At 72.5% G+C, this 23,545-nt stretch carries 17 protein-coding genes; 6 read left to right on the top strand and 11 right to left on the bottom strand.

The genetic code is table 11. The features are described from left to right. Nucleotides 1-376: 376 nt before the first annotated feature. Nucleotides 377-1,339, bottom strand: a complete 963-nt coding sequence (locus IPT68_RS15785) for a helix-turn-helix transcriptional regulator (RefSeq protein WP_189701681.1) — start codon at nucleotides 1,337-1,339, stop codon at nucleotides 377-379. A 62-nt stretch (nucleotides 1,340-1,401) separates the two neighbouring features. On the opposite strand from IPT68_RS15785, the gene IPT68_RS15780 reads away from it, so the two are divergent. After that, entirely contained in the window at nucleotides 1,402-2,916 is a 1,515-nt protein-coding gene (locus IPT68_RS15780; RefSeq protein WP_189701680.1) for an MFS transporter, read from the top strand. A 450-nt stretch (nucleotides 2,917-3,366) separates the two neighbouring features. Then, nucleotides 3,367-5,121: an HEXXH motif domain-containing protein gene (locus IPT68_RS15775; RefSeq protein WP_194074097.1), complete on the top strand. Its 1,755-nt coding sequence runs from the start codon at nucleotides 3,367-3,369 to the stop codon at nucleotides 5,119-5,121. Between the two features lie 30 nt (nucleotides 5,122-5,151). On the opposite strand, the gene fxsT is transcribed toward IPT68_RS15775, so the two are convergent. The 4 genes from fxsT to IPT68_RS15755 all read right to left on the bottom strand — a co-directional run bounded on the left by fxsT (nucleotide 5,152) and on the right by IPT68_RS15755 (nucleotide 12,341). Then, complete coding sequence (fxsT, locus tag IPT68_RS15770) at nucleotides 5,152-8,877, bottom strand: FxSxx-COOH system tetratricopeptide repeat protein (RefSeq protein ID WP_228040489.1); 3,726 nt, start codon at nucleotides 8,875-8,877, stop codon at nucleotides 5,152-5,154. A gap of 152 nt (nucleotides 8,878-9,029) precedes the next feature. Continuing rightward, nucleotides 9,030-9,974 carry an AAA family ATPase gene (locus IPT68_RS15765; protein ID WP_189701678.1) on the bottom strand — a complete coding sequence of 315 codons (945 nt, stop codon included), beginning with the start codon at nucleotides 9,972-9,974 and terminating at the stop codon, nucleotides 9,030-9,032. Nucleotides 9,975-10,056: 82 nt separating this feature from the next. Beyond that, nucleotides 10,057-11,565 carry a VMAP-C domain-containing protein gene (locus IPT68_RS15760; RefSeq protein ID WP_189701677.1) on the bottom strand — a complete coding sequence of 503 codons (1,509 nt, stop codon included), beginning with the start codon at nucleotides 11,563-11,565 and terminating at the stop codon, nucleotides 10,057-10,059. A gap of 11 nt (nucleotides 11,566-11,576) precedes the next feature. Further along, nucleotides 11,577-12,341: a toll/interleukin-1 receptor domain-containing protein gene (locus tag IPT68_RS15755; protein WP_189701676.1), complete on the bottom strand. Its 765-nt coding sequence runs from the start codon at nucleotides 12,339-12,341 to the stop codon at nucleotides 11,577-11,579. A 282-nt stretch (nucleotides 12,342-12,623) separates the two neighbouring features. On the opposite strand from IPT68_RS15755, the gene IPT68_RS15750 reads away from it, so the two are divergent. The 3 genes from IPT68_RS15750 to IPT68_RS15740 all read left to right on the top strand — a co-directional run bounded on the left by IPT68_RS15750 (nucleotide 12,624) and on the right by IPT68_RS15740 (nucleotide 16,745). Continuing rightward, nucleotides 12,624-13,385, top strand: coding sequence for a DeoR/GlpR family DNA-binding transcription regulator (locus tag IPT68_RS15750; RefSeq protein ID WP_189701675.1), 762 nt, complete (start codon nucleotides 12,624-12,626; stop codon nucleotides 13,383-13,385). Continuing rightward, nucleotides 13,382-14,329 carry a 1-phosphofructokinase gene (pfkB, locus tag IPT68_RS15745; RefSeq protein WP_189701674.1) on the top strand — a complete coding sequence of 316 codons (948 nt, stop codon included), beginning with the start codon at nucleotides 13,382-13,384 and terminating at the stop codon, nucleotides 14,327-14,329. The genes IPT68_RS15750 and pfkB overlap by 4 nt, the downstream gene beginning before the upstream one ends. A 157-nt stretch (nucleotides 14,330-14,486) precedes the next feature. Continuing rightward, nucleotides 14,487-16,745, top strand: a complete 2,259-nt coding sequence (locus IPT68_RS15740; RefSeq protein ID WP_189701673.1) for a PTS fructose transporter subunit IIABC — start codon at nucleotides 14,487-14,489, stop codon at nucleotides 16,743-16,745. Nucleotides 16,746-16,930: 185 nt separating this feature from the next. Here the strand turns inward: IPT68_RS15740 and IPT68_RS15735 are convergent, their stop codons facing one another. The 4 genes from IPT68_RS15735 to IPT68_RS15720 all read right to left on the bottom strand — a co-directional run bounded on the left by IPT68_RS15735 (nucleotide 16,931) and on the right by IPT68_RS15720 (nucleotide 21,651). Then, nucleotides 16,931-17,677, bottom strand: a complete 747-nt coding sequence (locus tag IPT68_RS15735; protein WP_189701672.1) for a DUF6227 family protein — start codon at nucleotides 17,675-17,677, stop codon at nucleotides 16,931-16,933. A gap of 199 nt (nucleotides 17,678-17,876) precedes the next feature. Continuing rightward, nucleotides 17,877-19,112, bottom strand: coding sequence for a L,D-transpeptidase (locus IPT68_RS15730; RefSeq protein ID WP_189701671.1), 1,236 nt, complete (start codon nucleotides 19,110-19,112; stop codon nucleotides 17,877-17,879). Nucleotides 19,113-19,277: 165 nt separating this feature from the next. Then, nucleotides 19,278-20,318 carry a P1 family peptidase gene (locus tag IPT68_RS15725; RefSeq protein ID WP_189701670.1) on the bottom strand — a complete coding sequence of 347 codons (1,041 nt, stop codon included), beginning with the start codon at nucleotides 20,316-20,318 and terminating at the stop codon, nucleotides 19,278-19,280. Nucleotides 20,319-20,412: 94 nt separating this feature from the next. Then, on the bottom strand, nucleotides 20,413-21,651 hold the full coding sequence (locus IPT68_RS15720; RefSeq protein WP_189701669.1) for a low temperature requirement protein A: 1,239 nt from the start codon (nucleotides 21,649-21,651) through the stop codon (nucleotides 20,413-20,415). A gap of 269 nt (nucleotides 21,652-21,920) precedes the next feature. On the opposite strand from IPT68_RS15720, the gene IPT68_RS15715 reads away from it, so the two are divergent. Next, the gene (locus IPT68_RS15715) at nucleotides 21,921-22,133 is read left to right on the top strand and encodes a hypothetical protein (RefSeq protein ID WP_189701668.1); all 213 of its coding nucleotides are present in this window, start codon (nucleotides 21,921-21,923) and stop codon (nucleotides 22,131-22,133) included. Nucleotides 22,134-22,146: 13 nt separating this feature from the next. On the opposite strand, the gene IPT68_RS15710 is transcribed toward IPT68_RS15715, so the two are convergent. Together IPT68_RS15710 and IPT68_RS15705 are read right to left on the bottom strand one after the other, a co-directional pair. Next, nucleotides 22,147-22,632 (bottom strand): large conductance mechanosensitive channel protein MscL, encoded by a 486-nt coding sequence (locus tag IPT68_RS15710; protein ID WP_189701667.1) that lies wholly within the window; start codon nucleotides 22,630-22,632, stop codon nucleotides 22,147-22,149. Nucleotides 22,633-22,773: 141 nt separating this feature from the next. Next, entirely contained in the window at nucleotides 22,774-23,370 is a 597-nt protein-coding gene (locus tag IPT68_RS15705; protein WP_373300744.1) for a CpaB family protein, read from the bottom strand. Nucleotides 23,371-23,545 lie beyond the last annotated feature (175 nt).

Here is a 23,545-nt window from a genome sequence, read left to right as displayed (position 1 = left end):
CGCTTCTGCCTGGCTGATCAGCTTGCCCGCGCGGCTGAGGCGTCCTCCCGGCTCCCGTCCGGCCGGTCGAGCGCGGGTCTGAGTCCGCCGGGTGGCTGAGGCGTTCTCCCGGCTTCCGTCCGGCCGCGAGGGCGAGCCCGGGCCTCAGCCCGCCGCGCTCGTCCGGCCGGTCGAGCGCGGGTCTGAGTCCGCCGCGCGGCTGAGGCGTCCCCCCCCCGGCTCCCGTCCGGCCGGTCGAGCGCGGGTCTGAGTCCGCCGCGCGGCTGAGGCGTCCCCCCCCCGGCTCCCGTCCGGCCGGTCGAGCGCGGGTCTGAGTCCGCCGGGTGGCTGAGGCGTCCTCCCGGCTTCCGTCCGGCCGCGAGGGCGAGCCCGGGCCTCAGCCCGCCGCGCGGCTCAGGCGTCCTCCCAGGTCCCTCGCCCGGTCCGCGAGCGTCGGCGGCTCGTGTACCGAGAACTCGCACCCCACCATCGCCAGCCGCACCGCCACCCACTCCAGCGGGTCGGCCGTGCTGCCCCGCAGCCGGCACCGGCGGTCGTCGAGCGGCTCGGGCGCGCCCAGCCACCCTCGCAGCTGGGCCGCCACGACGTCGGCGGGCGCGTCGAAGGCGACGGCTACCTCGTACGTCTCCTGCCGGCGCCGGATCGACTGCCGCAGGTACTCCGCCGCGCTGCCCGTCGGCAACTCCCGGGGGGTGAACCGCGCGCCGGTCGCGAACGGCTCGCTCACCCGGTCGACACGGAACGTGCGCCAGTCCTCGCGCCCGAGGTCGTACGCGACGAGGTACCAGCGCCGCCCGGTGGACACCAGCCGGTACGGCTCGGTCAGGCGCCGCGACTCACTGCCGTCCCCGGCCCGGTACGCGAACCGCAGCCGCTCCCGGCCGGCCACCGTCGACGCCATCACGGTCAGCGTCTCGGGTGCGATGGTCGGCCCGTCGCCGCTGGTCAGCGCCGTGGTCGCGGTCTGGAGGGTCGCCACCCGGTGCCGTAGCCGGCTCGGCAGCACCTGCTCCAGCTTGGCCAGCGCCCGTACGGACGCCTCGTCCACGCCCTCCACCGCGTGCCCGGCGCCGGCGCGCAGGCCCACCGCGATCGCCACCGCCTCCTCGTCGTCGAGGACGAGCGGCGGCATCGCCTTGCCCGCGACGAGCCGGTAGCCGCCGTCCGCGCCCTTGGTCGCCTGCACGGGATAGCCCAGCTCACGCAGCCGGTCGATGTCGCGCCGCACCGTGCGCCGGGAGACCCCGAGCCGGTCGGCGAGCTCGCCGCCGGGCCATTCGCGGGGCGTCTGGAGGAGGGAGAGCAGCTGAAGGAGCCGAGCCGGAGTGTCCGTCGTCATGCGTTCGAGCATGCCGCAGCAATAGGACATGAACTGACCTAATGCGGTCCTAGCGTGCACGCATGACCTCCACCGAGACCTCTCCGTCCCCGGCCATACCGGACCGCCGTCGCTGGTTCGCGCTGGCTATCGTGATGACCGCCGCCTTCATGGACCTCGTCGACGTCACGATCGTGAACATCGCGATCCCGTCGATCCAGCGCGACGAGGGCGCCTCCTTCAGCCAGATCCAGTGGATCACCGCCGGTTACGCGCTCGCCTTCGCCGCGGGCCTGATCACCGGCGGCCGCCTCGGCGACATCCACGGCCGCAAGCGCGTCTTCCTCGTCGGCATCGGCGGATTCACGCTCGCGTCCGCGCTGTGCGGCCTCGCCGCGAACCCGGAGATGCTGGTGGCCTCCCGCATCCTGCAGGGCGCGATGGCGGCGCTGATGGTGCCGCAGGTCCTGGCGATCGTGCACGCGACCTTCCCGGCGCACGAACGCGGCAAGGTCTTCGGACTGTTCGGCGCGGTCGTCGGTCTCGGCGCGGTCTCCGGTCCGCTGCTCGGCGCCCTGCTGACCGAGTGGGACCTCTTCGGCCTCGCATGGCGCCCGATCTTCCTGATCAACCTCCCGGTCGGCGTCGCCGGCCTGATCCTGGGCCGCCGTTTCATCACCGAGTCCAGGGTGCCCTACGCCCTGAAGCTGGACCTCGTCGGCGTCGTCCTGGTGACGCTGGGTCTGCTCATGCTGCTGTACCCGCTGACCCGCGGCCGCGAGCTGGGCTGGCCGCTGTGGGGGTACGTCTCGATGGGCGGCGCGCTCGTCGTGTTCGCGGCGCTGGTGGCGTACGAGCGGCGCAAGGCGGCGCGTGACGGTTCCCCGCTGATCGAGCTGTCGCTGTTCAGGGTCAAGAGCTTCGCCGCGGGCATCGCCGTGCAGACGGTCTTCGGGATCGCGCTCGGCGTCTTCTTCCTGGTGTGGACGCTGTACATGCAGATGGGGCTGGGCTGGAGCGCGCTGCGGGCCGGCCTGACCGGGGTGCCGTTCTCGATCGCGGTGTCGGTGGCGGCCGGGGTGTCGGTGCAGAAGCTGGTGCCGCGCTTCGGGCGGGGCGTGCTGCAGGCGGGCGCGCTGGTGATGGCGGCGGGGCTGGCCCTCTACGTCGGGGAGTCCGAGCGGTACGGCCTCGGGATCGCCTCCTGGCAGATGGCGCTGCCGCTGGTCGTGACGGGCGCCGGCATGGGGCTGATCGTCGCCCCGCTGACCGACGCGATCCTCTCCGAGGTGCCGCGCGAGCACGCCGGTTCGGCGTCCGGGCTGATCAGCACCGTGCAGCAGATGGGCAACGCGCTCGGCCTCGGGCTGGTGTCCGTGGTGTTCTTCGGTGTGGTCGACGACCGTCTGGCGCAGTCCGGCCGGCCGGGACCGGCGTTCGTGGACGGCTTCCAGTACGCGGTGGGGTGGGTCGCCGCGGTGCTGGTGGTGATCTTCCTGCTGATGTTCGCGCTGCCGAGGCGGGCCGCGCAGCAGTTCGAAGGAGGCGGCGCGTCGGCTCACTCAGCGCCGGCCGACACCGAGCCGGCCCTGGTCTGACACGCGTGTCGAGGGCCCGCCGCCCGGGACGGGGCTGTGGGCCCGACCGAGCCGCTCCCGTCGCGGGGCTTTCCCTTGGTAGCGTGACGCCGCCGCGGGGCTTTCCCTTGTTAGCGTGACGCCGCCACGGGGCTTTCCCTTGATAGCGTGACGCCATGTCATCAGGCGGACACGACGACCAGCGTGCAGCGGCGGCCCTCGAGGCGGTGCGACCCTGGCTGCCCACGTTGTCGGGACTCTCGCTGACGGAGCTCGCGGCTCTCGATGACGCTGCCCTCGAGCCGTCCGCCGAGCGTCTGCGCCGCGGAGTCGACCGCCCCATCTCCACCATCGGGGGCAGTGACGGCAGTTAGGGCCGATACCGGTCATCCGCCACAGGTGCACCGCACGTAACCAACCTCGGAACGAGGAACCGCCGGCCCGATGCGCCTCCACCAACTCTCCGCCCCCGTGCTGCGAGCCTTGAACTCCGTCACCGAGGACGAACGCGCGGTGGCCTTCCTGTCGGATGCGGAGACGAGCCGGCGCCTGCTGCTGCTACGGATGATTCTGGGTGCCGGGACCGGGCACCCGGACGGCGACGCCCGGTTGGCCGAGTCCTGGCATCTGCTCGAAACCGCGGAGAAGACCGACCCGGCGGCGTTCCGCGCGGTGCTCCTCGACCCGCAGGTGGGTGTGTGGGCGGCGGCCTTGTTGCGCAGACTGTCCCGGACCGACTCCGGCAGCCGGGCGGGGGAGCCCCCCCTGCGGGTGGAACTGGGCTTCCTGGACCAGTTGGCGGCCGCGGTCCTCATCGTCGCGGGAGCCGACTTCGAGACCAGCGTGCCAGTGCGGGACGGACGGGTGTACCTGCCGGGCCTCGGCCGGGCGACCGTGGGCCGCGGCTGGAACGTCGCCCAGGTGCGCCGCCGTGACGGTGTCACTCGCATCGAGGCGGGCGGGACCGAAGTGCGGCTGCCCGCAAAGGCGGACACCGACGCGCCCGGCTGGGAGGGGCTGCGCACCCTGCGCGCCGAGCACGCGGGAGTCACTCTCGCGATCACGCTCGACGACCTGGGGCCCTACTCCCCGGTGGCCGCACTCCCGGTGGCCGACCGGCTCTCCGCGACCGGGTTCGCCGCCTGGCAGCGGTGGTTCACGAGCGCCTGGCGGATCCTCGTGGACGACCATCCCGCCGGCGCTCGGGCCCTGGCCACCGGTTTGCGGTCCGTGGTCCCGCTGCCGCGTGGCCAGCGGTTGCGCCCGCGGACGGCTTCGTCGAGTGAGGCATTCGGGTGCGTGGTGCTGTCCGAACCGGACGAGGACGAGGCGGTCCTGCCCGCTCAGCTCGGCGCGTCCGTCGTCCACGAGTTCCGTCACTCACTGTTGAACGGCCTGATCTTCCTCGCCCCGCTGTTCGAGGAGTGCGGTGAGCTCTTCCACGCTCCCTGGCGCGACGACCCACGCCCGCTCGGCGGACTCGTGCACGGCGCGTACGCGTTCTCAGGAGTCGCGCACTTCTGGCGTACACGCGGGACGGAGGGCCTCGCGGGGTTCGAGTTCGCGCTCTGGCGTGGTGCCGTGAGCGCCGCGCTGAAGACGCTGCACGACCACCCGGCGCTCACCCCCCTCGGGCACGCGCTGGTGCGAGCACTGCGGGAGCAGACGTCGGCCTGGCACGGCGAACCGGTCGGAACACGCGAACTGCGGCTTGCCCGCCTCGCCGCGCGGCACCACCGCGCCGCCTGGCGCGCCCACCACATGACCCCACCCCGGGAGCACGTGGCCGAGCTGATGGACGCCTGGTCCGCGGGGCGGCGATCCGACGCGGCGACGCGCCGGGAGCCGGTGCTGGGTCCCGACCCGCAGGCGTGCCGGCTCGACGTCGTGGCGCTGCTCGCGCGGCTCAGCCTCGTCGCACCCGGCGAGTTCGACGCCCTGCGTCGGCACGGGAACCCGGGGAGCCGGATCCCAGGGGCCGCTCCTGCCGAGGTCGCCCTGGTGGCCGGCGACCCACGGTCCGCCGTCGAGCTGTACACACGGGAGCTCACCGGCCTCACGGCCAGGCCCACCGCCTGGGCGGGGCTGGGACTGGCGCTGACCGATTGCGGTGAGCGTGCCGCGGGGGAGCTCCTGACGCACCGCCCCGAACTCGCCCTGGCCGTCAGCCGCTCGCTGCCCGCCCCGCCGGATCCGGTGGCGCTGGCCGCCTGGCTGGCAGGGTAGGACCGGCCGGCCGGAGGGGTGGGGAACCGGTCACAGCGGCATCGGATCGATGTCGCAGTCCACCCGCTGTTCCCCGTCGGCCACCTGGGCGACCACCGGATGGCTCTCGCCCAGCCTGCGGCGCAGTCGGTCGCAGGTGTCCGTGTGCAGGGCCTGTGCCTCCTCGACGCGGCCCACCGCGCGCAGGTCCATCGCCAGGTTCGCCGCGCCGGCGAGGGTGACGGGATGATCGGCGCCGAGCACCTCCCGGCACCGGGGCAGTGTCTCGGTGTCGAGATCGAGCGCGCGGGTCAGATCGCCCGCGGCGCAGTGATCCCCGGCGAGGTTGACGCGGCACCCCAGCGTCGACGGATGGTGCTCGCCGAGTGCCGCTGTGAACGCCTCCAGCGCCTCGCTGTTGATGTACTGCGCGTCGGCCGCGTTGCCGAGCAGCCGGTGGGTGATGGCAAGGCTCATGGCCGCGGAGAGGGCGTGCGGGTGGTACTTGCCGTAGGTGTCCTCGTACCGTCGGCAGATCCCGACGCCCAGCCGCAGGGCCTCCGCCAAATCGCCTCGGTGCCGCAGATTGGCGGTCAGTTCCAGGGTGGCGGCCATGGATTCGGGGTTCTGGTCGCCGTAGCGGCGCACCAGATCGGCCGCCGCCTGCTCGGCCGTGGCCGCGGCCTGCTCGTTCAGACCGGCCTTGCGCAGACCGACCGCGAGGTGGCGGCGGCAGGACATGGTGAACGGATTGCCGCCACCGAGCAGCGTCGTGGCCTGCTCGGTGATCTCCTGGTGGTACCTCAGCGCGGTGCGGTAGTCGCCGAGCCCGCGGATGTCGAGGATCACCCCGAGCCAGGTGCGCAGGGAGTCGACATGGTCCAGGCCGAACGTCTGGGTACGGTTGTGCCAGGTCTCCTGGTCCAACGTCAGAGCACGGTGGAAGTCGCCGACCAGCCGTAGGCTCACACCGAGGTTGTGGGCGGCCCGCAGGGTGTCCGGGTCCTCCGGGCCGATGAGCCGGCTGTACCTCTCGTGCACGGACTCGGACAGTTCGAGGGCTTCCGTGAAGGCGCCGCGCACCCGGTGGTCTATCGCGACGTTGCCGAGGGCGTCCAGAGTGTCCTGGTGATCGGGGCCCACCGACCTGCGGTAGGCCTCCAGCGTCGACGCGTTGAGTTCGGCGGCCTCCTTGTAGCGGCCCATGTTGAACAGCAGGAATCCCAGCCAGCGGGCCGCCGCCAGGGTCTGCAGGTGCTCCTCGCCCAGTCGGCGCGTCCAGGTCTCGTGGGCCGTGCGGGCGAGTTCGAGGCAGGAGTCGTAGTCGCCCCAGCGCTGCAGATAGATGATCTCGTTGATCACCAGTTGGCGCACCCAGTGCTCGTCGGACAGGACGGCTTCGGAGACGACCACGTGCGGATAGAGGGCGCCGTAGCGCTCCCAGCGCATCACGTCCTTGGGGTCGTTGGGGTCGCTCGCCGCCAGCAGCAGGTGGGCGCCGCGCCGCATGACGGTCCGGTCCTCCTCCGTCATCCGGAACTGCAGGGCGGTCTGCACCAGACGGTGCATCTGCAGCGAGTTGGTGCGGTGGTTGAACCGGGCCAGTGAGTAGCGCCCTATCTCGCGGATGACCTGTCCGAGCCGGATGGGGTCCTCCAGCGCGGCGTCGAGCTCCGGGGCGATGGAGCCACGCTGCATGCGCGCGAACAGGCCCCGCGAGATGGGCTCGGGGGCGCAGAAGGAGCACACCTGCAGCAGTTGGTAGGCGGCCGGACTTTTCGCCTCCAACTGGTCCAGGGAGATGTTCCAGGCCGCGATGACCGGATGCCGGGCGCCCAGGGGCGCGGTCCCGCGCAGCAGGTCGACGCGCTTCTCCTCGAGCAGCCGCAGGTACTCGTCCACCGGCATGCCGGTCTCGGCGTGCCAGGCCGCCGCCTGCTCGATGGCGAGCGGCAGGTCGCCGAGCGCCTCGGCGAGCCGGTCGGCGTCCTCGTCGCTGATCCCGGGCCCGCGCACCTGTAACAGCTGTTTGCTCTCCTCCCGCATGAAGACGTCGACTTCCAGCGGCCGCGCGATGGAGGCCCACTGAGGATTGCGGGAGGTGACGAGGACGTTGCCCGGTCCGCCGACCGGAAAGAAGGGCCGGACCGCTTCGGGGCTCTCGGCGTTGTCGAACACCAACAGCCAGTTGGCGTACGGCACTCCGATGCGCAGCGACTCCAGGACCGCGGCGACCGTCGAGGATGCGTCGGAGCCGGGCTGCAGGCCCAGCCGTGGGGCCAGTTCCACCAGTGACATGGAGATCTGGGCGGTGCGTTCGGCGGGTATCCACCAGATGACGTCGTACTCGGTCATCCGGCGGTAGAGGTATTCGACCGCCAGGAGGCTCTTTCCCACTCCGCCCATGCCGTGCAGCGCGTGGGGAAGCACGGCGGTGGCCTTCTCCAGCAGCAGTCGCTGGTGCAGCTCGTCGAGGAGCGCCTCCCGGCCGGTGAAGTTGGGGTTCCGGGGAGGTATGTTTCCCCAGACCGTGGGCGTGGGGTTCGCTCGTTCGCCGCCCACCGTGCTCGCCGGGGCCTGATGCGGCATCACCGGCCTCCTCTCCCCATGGGACATCGGGCTGTCGACGTCGTCGGACGCCCGGACGACGGTATGGCTGGGTGACGCGGGTGCGGTGGTGCTCTGTTGCTGGGTACGCAGCCTGTGATCCCGGAACTCCTCGACGGCCGCGTCCGTCTCCCTGGCCGGCCTCAGGAAGGGACCGGACAGGGCATGGAGCACGGCGCTCTCCGCCATGAGCCACGGCCCGGACTCCTCGTCGACGGGGGGAAGTTCGGGCATGGACGCTCCGTGCAGCAACCGGGGCAGTCGCCACAAGTGTTCCCCGTCGGCTCGCCTGCGATCCCCCACCAGCTCGACTACCCGGACCAGGTCGGTGCGCCGTCCGGCCGCCAGCAGCTCCTCGCGTACGCCGGTCGGGAAGTCGAAGGGGGCAGACGGGCCGTCCGCCGTCCGGATCACGTCGTGCACCAGTAGTTGGGCGAAGTCGGCGAGTGAACTGTCCGGAAGCAGACCGGCCTGGACCTGCCTGATCAGCGGTCCGCTGAGCGGGAGCACGGCGAGCATGGTGGCCAGCCGGAAGACGTTGGCCGGCGCCGCGGAACGAAAGCGCGCCACCAGCTCCGCGGCGTCCCCGGGCGGCGGGTCGGCCGGGGAGCCGGGGGGTGCCCACGCCCGGGGAAACATCACCGTGAGGGGCATCCAGGACGGTCGCGTTCCGCCCAGCAGGCCTGACCAGGCGTCCAGCCAGCGAGGCGCCAGCTCGAGCACCGGAATCGGTACGGCGGGGCCATTGCCGCGCGGCAGTCCGCCCGCGTCAGGGCCCAGCCCTCGCGCGCGCCACCGCAGCCGATGGCCGGCCGCCATGGGGGAGGGGGAACGCAGCAGCACCTGCCAGTGGCGCAGCCCCGTCGCGGGCCACACCGTGTGCGGCAGCAGGTGGATCAACGCCACCGGTCCGGCCTGACCCCACCGGCGCAGCATCGGTTCCACCCCGTGCGTGCGCCAGTGTGGCCCGGCCCCGTCGGTGAGGAGCAGTGTGAGTCGGCGGTCGGCGCCGCGCCGCGCCAGCGTGGCCGGGCCGGCGCCAGGGCCGTCCGGCAGCCGGTGGGTCGTGATCCGTCCGAACGTGCGGGACCGATGCAGCTCCGCGGCGAACGCCTGGACCGTCTCGTGCCAGATCTCCATGGTCGGCCCCGAGTCGGTCACCACCGCCACGTCGACGGCCCCTGTGACCCCCTTGCCCCGGCCAAGTCTGCGGCCGGTCCGTGCCACGGCGTCGGGTAGGCCGTCAGGAAGGGCGGCAGGGAACCGCCGCTCGCCACCTGGGTGCCCTTCTCCCGCGGACGACGCTGCCCGACGGCGCCGCGTCACGGTTCCTCCGCCGCGGTCCACTGCCACACGGTGTCGACGGCCTCCTGCCAGCTTCGCCCTTGAGCCGTGACGGCCTCCAGGGCTCCGCCGACGGCCAGGTGCAGAGCGTCCAGGAACCGTTCCACGAGGGATCCCTCGTCGCGGGCGGCCCGGTCGAGAAAAGCGTCGATCATGTCAGCGGCGGGCGCGCCGGGTCCGTCCGCCGGGAAGCGGGCCGCGGCGACGGCGCGGAGCAGCTCGGGCGAGGGCCGGGGCATCCGCAGGCCGACACAGCGACGTACGAGGGCGTACGGCAGGTCCCGGGCCCCCGAGGTCGTGATCACCACGACCGGAAAGGCGTGGCAGCGCACCACTGGGCCGGGCAGCGTGAGGGGGGTGGCCGGGTCGTCGTCCGCCGCCACCCGCATCTCACGGTCCGGCGGCGCACCGCGCAGGGAGAAGCCGCCGGCCGACAGCACCGAGCACAAGTCCTCCGGCAGCGCGATCTCCGCCTGGTCCAGGTGGTCGATCAGCAGCACCCGGGGTCTGCGGTGGGGCAGGAAGGCGGTGCCGAGCGGCCCGAGCCGGCCGTCACCGCCGTACAGCCCCTCCTGGAGGGTGCTCAGGCTGGTGATCTGCCAGCGCAGCACACGACCGAGGCCCAGTTCGCGGCTGATGCGGTACGCAAGCGACGACTTGCCGGTGCCGGGCTCGCCGCTGACGAGCAGCGGACGACGCAGACGCAGTGCCGCGTTGACCCGGTCCACCTCCTCCGGCACGGGTGGCAGCGGCCGCTCAGGGTCGCCGAGCAGGACGGAGGCGTCGAAGTCCTCGGACGGCGGAGCCGGCAGATCAGGACCGCCCCCGTACCTGCGCCATGCCGGTGGCTCGGGCCACTCCTCGCGGGTGCCGGGGCGGCCGGTGCCTCGGTAGATGTCCCACGGCTCGGTGCTCGCAGGCATGAAGCGTCCCCTCGGTCGTTGGTTCACGGATGCGGTGGGCGGACGGGGGCCCGGGGCGGTCGCGAAGGGGCGTGGGTCGTGGTCACCCCACCTCCGGATGCACGGGTTTCCGGTCGGGGTCGTCCCACAGGACCATGAGGTGCCGGCCCAGGTGCGTCGCGTCCCCGTCGTCGGCGTCGATGGCCGCCTGACGCCGGAACGCGGCGACCCTCGCGGGGAACCGCTGCAGCCCTTCGTCGAGCAGCGTGCTGAGCGCGGCCCGGAACTCCGCTGTGGAGTTGCCCGCGCCGTGCCAGATCACCACGGGCAGACCGCTGCGCAAGGCCGCCTGCAGCTCCCGCCGCCCGTCCTCCCGGTCACGCAGCGGCGGCTCGCTCAGCACCAGGGCCACGAGATGCTCGTTGTCGCTGAGCCTGGCCTCCAGGCCGCGCAGATGCCGGCCGTTGGTGCGGGGAACATTCATGAACACCGACTTGGACGCATGCTCGCCGACCCCCAACTGCTCCCAGCGGTGGCGCCAGAACCGGTGCCAGGCACTGTTCTGCAGCCTGTCAAGGCTGCGGACGACGATCGGGTAGTCCACCGTGAGCGGTACGTGCGGCACCTCACTGGTGTCTCTGGGCCACCAGTGCACGGGCAGGTTGAGCAACTCGAAGGGGAGGACGAACTCCAGCCACAGCTGCGCGGATCGGTCACCGCCGGTCCGCTCGATCTGCCGGATGATCGAGCCGACCGCAGGCTGCAATCCCTCCTCCGGCACCCTGACCGGTGCGTCGCCGTGCTCCCAGCCCAGGCCGCGCGCGTCGGACATGAAGGCGTGCGCCAGTGTGTAGAAGCCGCTCTCCAGCGGGTCGGGTGTGATGTGAATGGCCAGGTACTCCTGGTGGCGCCGGGCCGGGATCGGCGCCGGCAGGGGACGGGCCCGCTCCTGGTCCAGACGCACGGCCAGGTCGCACGTGCGGGCCCACTGCCTGTTGCGGGCCAGTACTTCGACGGCGGTGCGGGGATCCATGTGTGCCGTGCTCCGGTCGAGGTAGAGCATCCAGGGAGGCAGCCCGCCGGGGGCCGCGTTGTGGCCCGCCAGATGCAGGAAGTCGTGCCAGGGGGTCTCGGCGTGCGGTGGCGGCGCGGACAGCCTGGCGTCCGTGGCCGCCCGGACCAGCGCCACCCGCATCGCGGACGACACCGGCAACGTCCCGAGGGACTCGCAGAGGAACTGCCACGAGTCGGTGACCTCGGACAGCCCGGTGAGCGACTGCACGGCGGCCCATTCGTCGGCCAGCTGCCGCATGACCAGAGCCTCGGGGCAGTCCTGCTCCAGCATCGGCAGCGTGCGCGCCAGGCCCACCAGCCCGTCCTCCTGCGCCGCACAGAACCGGACCAGCTCCAGGAACTGCAGCTGTGCGGTGGTCTGCTCCCTCACCACCACCCGTCGGCCCACCGCCTCACCGACCAGCTCCACCAACAGCGCCCTGGCCTGACGGTCCTCAAGGGTGCGCATGGCCAGCAGCAGGGAAAGGGTGTCGGCACGGATCCGCTCGCGTATGGCCGACGCCGACCCGGCGCTCGCACCGCGGCTCCCAGTCGTCAACGCGGCCGCGCTCAGCCGGGGAACCGAGGAGGCGTGAGCGGCTCGGCCGGGGCGGTGCGGACACCCCCGATGCCGTCCAGCAGGCGTCTGCGAGCCTCCTCGGGGCCCGAGTCCACCAGGTCTATCCACACCGTTCCGGCCGGTGGGTCGTACCGCGTGAGCGGGGTCACCCTGACGGGTATCAGCCGGTGGGCCACGCCCAGCGAGCTTTCGTCCCGCGCTGTCGGCCGCTCCCGGCCCCCGCCCGGGGACGGCGTGTGAGCCGGGGACAGTACGGCGAGGATCCGATCGCACTCGCTCAGTCCCCTCTCCAGCGCGTCCCGCGCGATGCGGTCCGGCGAGGAAGCCCGCTCCTGGGCCAGCACGGTGAATCCGGCTGCCTCCAGGTGCCAGGAGATCCAGTTGGCCCAGTCGCGACCGACGGGGGAGTAGGAGAGGAGGAAATCCCGGCGTCGACCCGGGGGCGCGGCGTCGGGCAGCGCCGTCGCGGCCTGCTGATGCTCACCGCCCCGCAGGCTCGTCCACTCACGCACGAGGCGGGCGACGGTCGAGGCGGTGTGGCTGTCCCCCTCCAACAGGCGCACGGCGGACGACAGCGCCGACGGTCCACCCCGGGTGGCGAGGCAGTAGCGGACGATTTCCACCACCTGTACCTGGGCGGTGGGCTGTTCCCGCAGGACGGGGCGGCGCCCCAAGCCGTCGCCGATCAGTTCGACGAGAAGGGCTCGTGATCGCTGGTCGGCCACCAGGGGTGACCCGAGGAGCGCTTCGACCATGCGCGTCTGCAGATCGTGGTCCCACCGCGCGCGGCGCTTCCGGTCGTCCCTGTCCACAACACCCCCCCGAGAAGCTGTGTCCCGCTGTTCAGGATACGGACACCATGACAGTGCGTCAGGGGTTCGGCGGGCCCGGTGTGCGGGTTCGTGCAGGCAGAGGGCCGACAGACCACTGATGCCCGTTTGTGTCTGGCTGTGCCCGAGCGTGTTTACTTTATGGAAATGCGCGCGTAGTCTGCGAGGAGAAACCACACGTTCGGGCACAGTCGGAGGCGAGTGGGCATGTACGCACCGGAGCGGCAGCAGGAGATCCTCCGTATCGCCCGTGACGGCGGCCGGGTGGACGTGCTGTCGCTGGCCGAGGAGTTCCAGGTCACGGCCGAGACGATCCGCCGCGACCTGAAGGCCCTGGACCGGGCCGGTCTCGTCCGCCGGGTGCACGGCGGCGCCATCCCGGTCGGCCGCCTCGACTTCGAGCCGGACCTCGCCGAGCGCGAGTCCACGGCGGCCGACGAGAAGGACCGCATCGCCAAGGCGGCCCTCGCCGAGCTGCCCACCGAGGGCACGATGATCCTCGACGCCGGCACGACGGTGGCCCGGCTGGCCGCCGCCATCCCGCTGGAGGCCACGCTCACCGTCGTCACGCACAGCCTGCCCATCGCGGCCCGCCTCGCCGACCACCCGGGCATCCAGCTCCATCTCGTCGGGGGGCGCGTACGGCACCGCACGCGCGCCGCCGTGGACGCCTGGGCGCTGCGGGCCTACGGCGAGATCCGGGCGGACGTCCTCTTCGTGGCGGCCAACGGCTTCTCCGCCGACCACGGACTGACCACCCCCGACCTCGCCGAGGCCGCGGTCAAGCGCGCGGCGGTGGCCGCCGCCCGCCGCGTGGTGCTGCTCGCCGACTCCCTCAAGCACGGCCAGGAGCACTTCGCCCGCTTCGGCGATCTGAGCGACGTGGACCTGCTGATCACCGACAGCGGGCTGAGCCCCGACGACGCCGCCGCCATCGAGCGCGGCGGCACGGAAGTGGTACGCGCATGATCCTCACCGTCACCCCCAACCCGTCCCTCGACCGCACCTACGAGGTCCCCTCCCTGGAGCGCGGCGGGGTCATCCGCGCCGGCGGCGAGCGCATGGACCCCGGCGGCAAGGGCGTCAACGTCTCGCGCGCCGTCGCGGCCGCCGGCCGGCGCACGGTGGCCGTACTGCCTCTGGGAGGTGCGCCGGGGGCGCTCGTCGCCGACCTGCTCGACGCACAGGGCATCAAGGTCGCGCCGGTCCCGATCGCGGGCGCCACCCGTTCGAACATCGCGCTCGCGGAGGCGGACGGCGTCCTGACAAAGATCAACGCGCCGGGGCCGGAGCTGTCGGCCCAGGAGCAGGAGCTGCTCTTTCAGACGGTGCGCGCCGAGGCGCGGGACACCGACTGGATCGCGTGCTGCGGCAGCCTGCCGCGCGGGCTCGCCCCCTCCTGGTACGCCGAGCTGGTCGCGCGGGCGCACGCCGGGGGCGCAAGGATCGCGCTGGACACCTCGGGGCGTGCGCTGCTGGAGGCGTTGCGGGAGCGGCCCGACGTGGTGAAGCCCAACGCCGAGGAGCTCTCCGAGGCGGTCGGGCGGCCCCTGGCCACGGTGGGCGACGCGCTGAAGGCGGCCGAGGAGTTGCGCGAGCGGGGCGCACGCGCCGTGCTGGCGAGTCTGGGCGCCGACGGGCAGCTGCTCGTGGACAGCGCGGGCATCTGGTTCGGCACCGCGCGCGTGGACGTCGTGCGCTCCAACGTGGGCGCCGGTGACTCCTCCCTCGCCGGCTTCCTGATCGCCGGCGGCTACGGCCCCAAGGCCCTCGCCTCCGCCATCGCCCACGGCGCGGCCGCCGTCCGCCTGCCCGGCAGCGTGATGCCGACGCCGGACGACCTGGACCCGGCGGCGGTCACGGTCACCTCGGACGTGCCGGTCGACCGCGAGCTGAAGGAGCCGGTGTCATGAGCGGGCGTACGGCGCCACGTTCCGCATTTCCTGAATCGGCCGGTGCGCGGCGGGGCTCCCCGTTACTCGTCGCGGCTGCCACCACCCCCCACAGCACCCCCGTCCCCTTCCCCGCCCACCCCACCTCCCGGGCGATACGCGTGCTAAGGAGCCCGCGATGAGCGACATGATCACCGCGGACCTGGTCGATCTCGACCTGTCCGCCGACACCAAGGAAGCGGCGGCGCGGGCCCTCGCCGAGCGCATGGTGGCCCTGGGCCGGGTGACCGACCTGGAGGGTTTCCTCGCCGACGTGGCCGCCCGCGAGGCGCAGATGCCGACCGGCCTCGACGGCGGCATCGGCATCCCGCACTGCCGCAGCGAGCACGTCACCGAGCCGACGCTCGCCTTCGGGCGCAGCGCGGCCGGCATCGACTTCGGCGCGGCGGACGGCCCCGCCGACCTGGTCTTCCTGATCGCCGCGCCGGCCGGCGCCGACGACGCCCACCTGACGATCCTGTCGTCGCTGGCCCGGCATTTGATGAACGCCGAGTTCACCGACGCGCTCCGGGCGGTGGGGGACGCGGGGGCCGCGGCGGCGCTCATCCGCGGGGACGAGACTCCGGGGACGGTCGTCGCCGGTGAGGCGGGGGCGGCCGAGGCGGTCGGTGCCGCGGGTTCGGCGGGTGCCGCGGGCTCTGCAGGCTCCGTGGCGGCGTCGGGGGCGGCCTCCCCTGGCGTCGCCACGGGTGAAACCGGTGGTGGCGGTGGTGGCTCTGGCGGCACTGATGGTGTCTCGGCTTCTTCGGCGGCGCCGGACACTTCGGGCGCCTGGGCATCCGGCGAGGCCCCGGGATCCCCGGAAGCCTTCGAAGCCTCGGAGGTACGAGAGTCTGCCGAGGCGCCCGGCTCTTCCCAGGGCGCGCGTGGTGATGGTGCGCGCCCCTTCCGTGTCGTCGCCGTCACCTCCTGCCCCACCGGCATCGCTCACACCTACATGGCGGCCGAGTCCCTGGAGAACGCGGGCCGCGAGGCCGGTGTCGAGGTCGTCGTCGAGACGCAGGGCTCGGCCGGCTTCACCCGGCTCGACCCGGCGGTCATCGCCGCCGCGGACGGCGTGATCTTCGCCCACGACGTCGCCGTACGGGAGAAGGACCGCTTCGCCGGGAAGCCGACCGTCGACACGGGCGTGAAGGCGGCCATCAACCGGCCCGCCGAGCTGATCGCCGAGGTCCGGGGCAAGGCCGAGCGCGGCGAGGCCACCGCGGCCGCGAAGCCCGGCGGAACCCCCGTCGAACGCGCCGGTGAACCCGGCGAGGGCTACGGCACCAAGCTGCGCAAGTGGCTGATGTCCGGCGTGAGCTACATGGTCCCGTTCGTCGCCGCGGGCGGTCTGCTCATCGCCCTCGGCTTCGCGATCGGCGGCTACCAGATCAACGAGGCCAAGTCCGTCACCGAGCACTTCGACTGGGGCCAGATGGACAGCTGGGGCGCCCTGCTGTTCCAGATCGGCGCCGCGGCCTTCGGCTTCCTCGTCCCGGTCCTCGCCGGATACATCGCCTACGGCATGGCCGACCGTCCCGGCCTCGTGCCCGGCTTCGTCGGCGGCGCGATATCCGTGACGATCGGCGCGGGCTTCCTCGGCGGTCTGGTCGCCGGTCTGATCGCCGGCGGCGTCGTCCTCGGCATCCAGCGCGTCACCATCCCGGCCCCGCTGCGCGGCATCATGCCCGTGGTGGTGATCCCGCTGATCTCCTCCGCGGTCGTCGGCTTCCTGATGTTCGTGGTCATCGGCAAGCCCATCGCCGAGGCGCAGAACGCCCTCACCGACTGGCTGAACGGCCTGTCCGGCGCCAACGCCATCCTGCTGGGCGTGCTGCTCGGCCTGATGATGTGCTTCGACCTCGGCGGCCCGGTCAACAAGGTGGCCTACACCTTCGCCACCGCGGGCATCTCCGTCGCCGCGCCCAGCGACTCCGCGATGAAGATCATGGCCGCCGTGATGGCCGCCGGCATGGTCCCGCCGCTGGGCATGGCACTGGCGACCACCGTCCGCAGGAAGTTGTTCACCGACGCCGAGCGCGAGAACGGCAAGGCCGCCTGGGTCCTCGGCGCCTCCTTCATCTCCGAGGGCGCGATCCCCTTCGCCGCCGCCGACCCGCTGCGCGTCATCCCCGCGTCCATGGCGGGCGGCGCGGTCACCGGCGCCCTGACCATGGCATTCGGCTCGACCCTGCGCGCCCCGCACGGAGGCATCTGGGTCACCTTCCTGATCGGCAAGCCGCTGCTGTACCTGCTGGCCATCGCGGCCGGTACGGCGGTCACGGCGGGCCTGGTCATCCTCCTCAAGGGCCTGCGCACATCGGCCCCCGGGGCACAGGAGCCCGAGTCGGTGAGGGTGGCGACGGAGGCGAAGCAGCCGGTGGCGGCGGCCTGACCGGCCGCGGAACGGCAGTACGGTCCGGGACCGGTCGGGGTCCCGGACCGTACCGTGCGCGCATGGGCGGGGCGTGCCGTCTCGGCCCTCTCAGGACGACCGGCGCGGCTGTGCTGCACCCCTCGCGACACCCGGTGCGCTGCCCCGCACCCCTAGCGACAACCCACGCGGCTGCCCCGGACCCTTCAGGACAGGTGGGCCGCCCTGCGCTCCATCGCCTCCCGGGCCGCGTCCTCCGTCGTGTAGACCTCGCACATGTGCCGGCCGTCCGGTGTGGCCGTGTGCTCGACCTCCCACAGTGAGACCTCCTGCCCGTCGCACAGCAGGAACGCGTGCTCGTAGAGCGAGAAGCCCAGCGCGACACGGCCCGCGCGGCACGGCCGCCCGAAGGCCTGGGTGATCTGGTGGGCGCACGCCGTGGCGAGCAGCGAGGCCGTCTCCGCGCCCGGCCGGTCCCCGTTCTCCGCCCGGCGCAGCAGTCGGCGGGCGTGATCCGCCGAGTCGTCCGGAACGTACGTGTGCCGCGGCGTGAGGACCGACGGCAGCTCCACCGGCACCGGCAGTTCGAAGTCCGGCGCCTCCGGCGGCAGCGGGAGCCGGGCGCCCGCCGCGCGCAACTCCTCCGAGTCGACGTACACCTCGTGCTGCGGAGCCCCGCCCGGCGTGGTGTTGTGGACGAGTTCCCAGAGGGTGAGCGCCGAGCCGTCGGCGAGCAGCCAGGTGTGCCGGTGCGTCTCCTGGTGCAGGCCGGCGCTGTGGTGTGCGGAGTGCAGCGAACTGTCGTGCGCCAGCGCGCTGTCGAGCAGCCTTATGGTCTCGTCGGGCAGCTCGAACGAGTTCAGAGCGCGCCCGAGCAGTCGCGCGAGGTGCTCCTCCGGAGACTCGGGCGAATCGGGTGGTTCGTACGCTGCCGTCTCGTACGGAACGCTCAAGGTTTCTCCCGGCGTTGCTGCATGTCACCTTGTGGGTGCATACCGTAGCCCCTCGGTCGGACATCATGTCCGGGAACCGAGAAAACGTACGCCGGGAAAACGGCCGGGCCGCGCGAGAAGTTCCCAGGCGACCCGATGGTCCGTCAAAAATCGCTGGTCGGACGGCCGTCGTACGGATCTCTCTCCCGGCACGCCTCGGTCAGCCGGTGCTCCCCGAGCTCCCGGCCGTCCACTCGCTCCACGCCATGTTCCAGCCGTTGAGCCCGTTGTCCGGCGCCACCGTGGAGTCGGCGGAGTTCTTCACGATCACGACGTCCCCGACGAGGGAGTTGTCGTAGAACCACTTGGCCGGGGTGTCCCCCTGCCCGCCCTGCACGTCCTGCAGTCCGACGCAGCCGTGGCTGCTGCCGTAGCGGCCGAAGGGCGGATCGGCCCTCTTGTACCAGTAGTTGCCGTGGATGAACGTGCCGGACGTGGTCAGCCGCATCGCGTGCGGCACGTCGGGGATGTTGTACGCGTCGGCGAGGTCGACCGTGCGGCTGTCCATCCGCGTCTCCGCCAGCTTCTCGCTGATCACCATCCGCCCGTTGTACGTGGTGAACTCGGGGCTGCCCGCCGAGATCGGGATCGTCCGGACGGTCCGGCCGTCGCGCTCGACCGTCATCGTCTGCGTACCGGCGTCCACCGTGGAGACCTGCGAGCGGCCGATCGTGAAGGTGACCGTCTTCTTCTGCACCCCGTAGACGCCGTTCGCGCCCTCCACCCCGTCCAGGTCGATCTTCATCGTGACCTTGGAGCCGGCCTTCCAGTAGTCCTCGGGCCGGAAGTCGAGCCGCTGCGACCCGAACCAGTGCCCGACCACCTGCTGTCCGCTGCTCGACGTGACCGTGATGTGCGACTGCACGGCCTTCTTGTCGCTGATCGCCTTGTCGAACGTGAACGACACCGGCATGCCGACCCCGACCGTCGTCCCGTCGTCCGGCGTGTAGGTCCCGATGAAGCTGTCCTCGGGCGTGACGGTGGTGAACGTCGACTCGGCGGCGGTGGTCGTGCCGTTCGCGTCCTTCGCCCGCGCCGCTATCTCGTACTTCGTCCCCCGCTCCAGCTGCTCCTTCGGCTTCCAGCTCCGCCCGTCCGCGGAGACGGCGCCCGCCACGGCCTGCCCCGTCCCGGCCACCGTCATCCTCACCTCGGTCAGCTTCCCGCCGCTGACCTTCACACCGGTCGTGTTGATCGACGCGCCGGTCGAGCCGTCCCCGGCCGAGATGACGATCCGTGCCGCCGAGGTCCTCGCCCCGCCGCCGCTGCCGCGGCTTCCCTTGTCGTCGTTACCGGCCCGGGCGCTTCCCGTGCAGGCGGTCAGGGCCAACGCGCCGACCAGCAGGGCGGCGCAGGCCGCTGACGTGCGCCTCGTTGGTATGTCCGGCGTTGTCATGGGCTGCTCCCTGTTCGTGTGATGTGGGTGATCCGTTCCGGTGTGGGGAGAAAGAGGGAACCGGGCACCGGCCGGGTTCCCTCCGCTCGCCGGGAACGCCATCACGTGACAGAACCGCGACAATCACTGCGCTCGACGGAGCGGCGCCGGGGCGGCGCCGGGCTGTCAACTCCCGCCGTACAGCTCCGTGTAGGAGGGCCACCCCCCTCCCCCTCCCTCCCTGTTCCCCTCCACCGGTTCGGCCGCTCGTACCGCCCGCACGATCGCGCGGGTCACCACGTCCGCGCCGGCCGCCAGGATCTCGTTCAGCGCCAGCGGCTGCGTGGCGTCGAGCGCGCGTGCCCCGGTCGCCAGCGCGAAGACCGTGTCGCCGTCGTGCAGCAGATGCACCGGCCGCACCGCGCGCGCGATGCCGTCGTGCGCCGTCCCCGCCAGCTTCTGCGCCTGCGCCTTCGACAGGTCCGCGTCCGTCGCGACGACCGCGAGGGTGGTGTTCAGCGGAGGCGGCGCGTTCCTCGCCGCGCTCTCGGCGAGCCGCGTGCGCGCCGCCTCGTGCACGTGCGCATCCGGGTAGCTGACGCGCCCCTGGAACAACTCCCCGTACAGCACCCCCGTCTCCGGATCCGTCACCGACCCCGCGGCGTTGGCCACCACCAGCGCGGCCACCGTAATCCCCGAGTCGAGCACGACGCTCGCGGTGCCGACCCCGCCCTTCATCGGCCCGACCGTGGCCCCCGTACCGGCGCCGACGCAGCCCTCCCGCACCGGCGCGCCGATCCCGCTCGCCGCGGCCGCCTCGACAGCCGCCCGGCCGAGGGCCGCGTCCGGCCTGGCTCGGAAGTCGCCACCCCGGCCCAGGTCGAAGACGCACGCCGCGGGCACCACCGGCACGACGTGTGCCGGATCCGGCCCGACGCGCACCCCGCGCCGGCGCTCCTCCAACCAGGCCATCACACCGGACGCGGAGTCGAGTCCGTACGCGCTGCCCCCGGTCAGCACCACCGCCTCGGCCTTCTGCACCACGTTGCGTGGATCGAGGGCGTCGGTCTCCTTGGTGCCGGGGCCACCGCCGCGCACGTCCACCGCGGTGACGGCCCCGCCCTCGGGAGCGAGGACGACCGTCGTGCCGGTGAGCCAGCCGTCGCCGGTGCGCGTCGCGTGTCCCACCCGCAGGCCGGTCACATCCGTCAGAGCATCAACTGTCATGGGGACCAGTCTCCTGCCCCGCGGATCCTCACCCCGGCCCACGCTCCCGGAGTCAGGCGGCCGTTCCGCCCGCCCGTGCCTCACGCCCCTGGAGTCAGACGGCGGCCCCGCTCGCCCGTGCCTCATGTTCCTGGGCGGTCCGGCGTGCCGTCAGGGTCACCCCGGTCACCACCGCCAGCGCCGACACGACGCCGGCCGCGAGGACCGCCCAGTGGCCCAGGAAGGTGCAGCAGATCACCAGCAACGCCGCCGTCGGCAGGACGAGTTGGTCGGCGATGCCCACCTTGAAGTGACGCGCGTGCAGCGCCCACACCGTGAGCAGGAACAACGCCGTCGGCAGGGTCACCGCGGCGGACGCGGACAGCGTGGAGATGTGCGCCTTGCCGACCACCTGCTCGACCGTCACCTCCAGGCCCGCGCCGATCGCGGCCGCCGAGGAGAAGATCAGGTAGTGGCCGTAACCCCACACGAAGGACTCCCGGTTGGACCGCAGACGCCCGTGGATCGGCACCACGAAGTAGATCCACCAGGCGGAGAACACGATCAGTAGGCCACCCGCCGCGATGGGGAGCAGGTCGCCCCAGGCGGCGTTCTCGTCCGCGCCCGACTTCACGGCTACCGTGGCCGCGGCGATCGTCTCGCCGAGCACGATGATCGTGAACAGCCCGTACCGCTCGGCGATGTGATGCGGATGCCACGTGGTCGGCCGGTTCTTCTCCGCGTAGAGCGGCACGCACAGCTCGGCGACCACCATCACCAGATACACCCACAGGCGCGCGGGCCCGGGGAAGAGCACAAGACCCAGCCAGCCGATCTGACAGAGCAGCACACCGCCGACGTACCGCAGCGCCGTGGTGCGCTCCGCGCCCTCGGTCGCTCTCGCGGCCCGCAGCCACTGCACGGCCATCGCCAGCCGCATCACCACGTAGCCGAGGAAGACGAACAGGAAGTCGTTCTCCTCGAAGGCCTGCGGGATCCCGGCGGCGAGCACCAGGACGCCACCGATCTGCACCAGGGTGACCACGCGGTAGAGAACGTCGTCGTTGTCGTACGCCGAGGCGAACCAGGTGAAGTTCATCCACGCCCACCAGATGGCGAAGAACACCAGCGCGTAGTTCAGGATGCCCTCGGCGGCATGGGCCTCGGCGACGGCGTGCACCAGCTGGCGTCCCGCCTGTGCGACCGCCACCACGAAACACAGGTCGAAGAACAGCTCCAGCGGCGTGGCGACGCGGTGCGGCTCCTCGCGACCGCGGGCGGTGAGCCGGCGCACCGGCCTTCGTGAGGCCGGCGCGCTGGACGAGGCGGGCGACGGAGTCGAACGGGAGGTCATGATTCCAAGCACAGCAGATGCCGGCCGGAAAATCCCCGCAAGCGGGATCCAACCAGGGGTATCGACCTGCGGGCGCGGGCTTGTCCGGCGCGGGCTCGTCCGGCGCGGGTCCGTGGGGCGCGGGCCCGCCGTATGCCGGCTCGTCGCGCGCGGGCCCGCCGGTTGCGGGTTCCTCGGCTGCGGGCCGGCCGGGCGCCGCTCCGGCGCGGGCGGGCAGCGGCCCCGTGCGGTCCCGGTCCGCATCGGCACCCGCCCCGTACCCTGGGGGCATGAGCGCCTCCTCCACCCCCGACGAGCCCGGCGAGTCGCGCGAGCCACATGAGCCGCGTGAGCCCAAGGCCGCGCTGATCTTCGGCGACCCGCTGGACGAGCAGTCGTCGGACGACACGGACCGTGGGTGGGGCGAGCGACCGGGCGGCGGTGGCGGCGCCGCCGACGACCTGAGGCGTTTCCTCGACGAGAAGCCGCCCCACCACCTGTGAGCCGCCCGCTGGGCTACCGTTCGGCGTGGCCCGAGCCGCGTTGAGCGTTCTGCGCGAGCAGTGCGTCGCGGATCTCCTTGAGCACCTCCAGCTCGGTCACCTCGATGACCTCGCGCGTGCCCTCCCGCGCCTTGCGGCGGGCCTCCTGGCGGGCCAGGTACTTCGCCATCGGCAGCACCATCAGGAAGTAGACCACCGCCGCGGTGGTCACGAAGCTCAGCGTGGACCCCAGGACGGAGCCCCACAGGATCATCACCCCGCTGGTGACGGCCCCGTCCGCGCCCACCTCGCACGGTCCTTTGAGGCACGACGTGTAGCTGTCGAGGTTCTTCGTGCCGATCGCTCCGACCAGCGGGTTGATGACGCCTTTCACCACCGAGTTGACGATGTTGGTGAAGGCGGCGCCGATGACCACCGCGACTGCCAGATCGACGACGTTCCCGCGCATCAGGAAGGCCTTGAAGCCCTGCCAGACGCCCGGTTCCTTCTTCTCGCTCACCTCGTGGCCTCTCCTCATCACACCTGCATCCTGTGGAACAAACAGTTCCGCAACCTACGGCAGGGCGAGGCGCCCGTGTCCAGTTCGTTGGCTTCGGGGAGCCGCTCGAGAGCCAACCGCGCACCGCGCGCAAGACCCGGTTCAGCACAGCGTCACCGCCAGCCGGGCCGTGGCGCTCGCGCCCGCCAGACGCACCGCCGTGGCACGCGGAACCGACAGCACGACCAGCGCCCCGCTGTCGATCTCGCCGTCCAGCGGCTCGGGCACCTTGGTCACCAGCGCACCGCGCGCGACCACGTCGGCCGTACCGCCCGCCGCCGTCTCCCCGGCCGCGACGACGTCCACCCGGTCGCCGGGACGCAGCAGCCGAACCGTCGCCGCGTCGGCGATCCGCACGGGCGCGGACACCCGCTCCACGGCCCGGCGCTCCGGCGCCCGGTCCGCCACGGGATGCCCGCGGGCCCGGTCGCCCCGGTGAGCGTCGGCCGGTGCACGCGGGCCGGCGGCCACGAGCGCCGCGGCGGTGAGCGCGAGGCCGGCGGCCAGGGCCCGCCGCCGGTGTCGTACGAACCGACGCAGCGGATACCGTCCGCCGCGGACGCGAACGGGAGCGAAGTGCGGCACCTCGCACGTCGGCGGCGCGTCGGCGCCGAGCGGGAGCGGAGGGCAGGGCGCGGAGGGCGGAACAGCAGACCGAGAAGAGGACGGTTCGACGGGAGGACGGGAGGACGGACGCAAGGAAGGATCGAAGGACGGGCCGAGGGGCACGAGGACCACCACCTGTGACGACGGATCGGTTGCAGCCCACGATGAGGCTTCGCACCGCCGCCCGCCGGGGCTCGTGCACTACCGACGGGTTGTGGACAACTCCCTCACCCGAACGAGAAGTTCCACCTCCCCGCACCTCAACCCC

Source organism: Streptomyces chromofuscus (assembly GCF_015160875.1).
GTDB classification, from domain to species: domain Bacteria; phylum Actinomycetota; class Actinomycetes; order Streptomycetales; family Streptomycetaceae; genus Streptomyces; species Streptomyces chromofuscus.
This window is presented reverse-complemented; position numbering and strand designations above follow the sequence as displayed.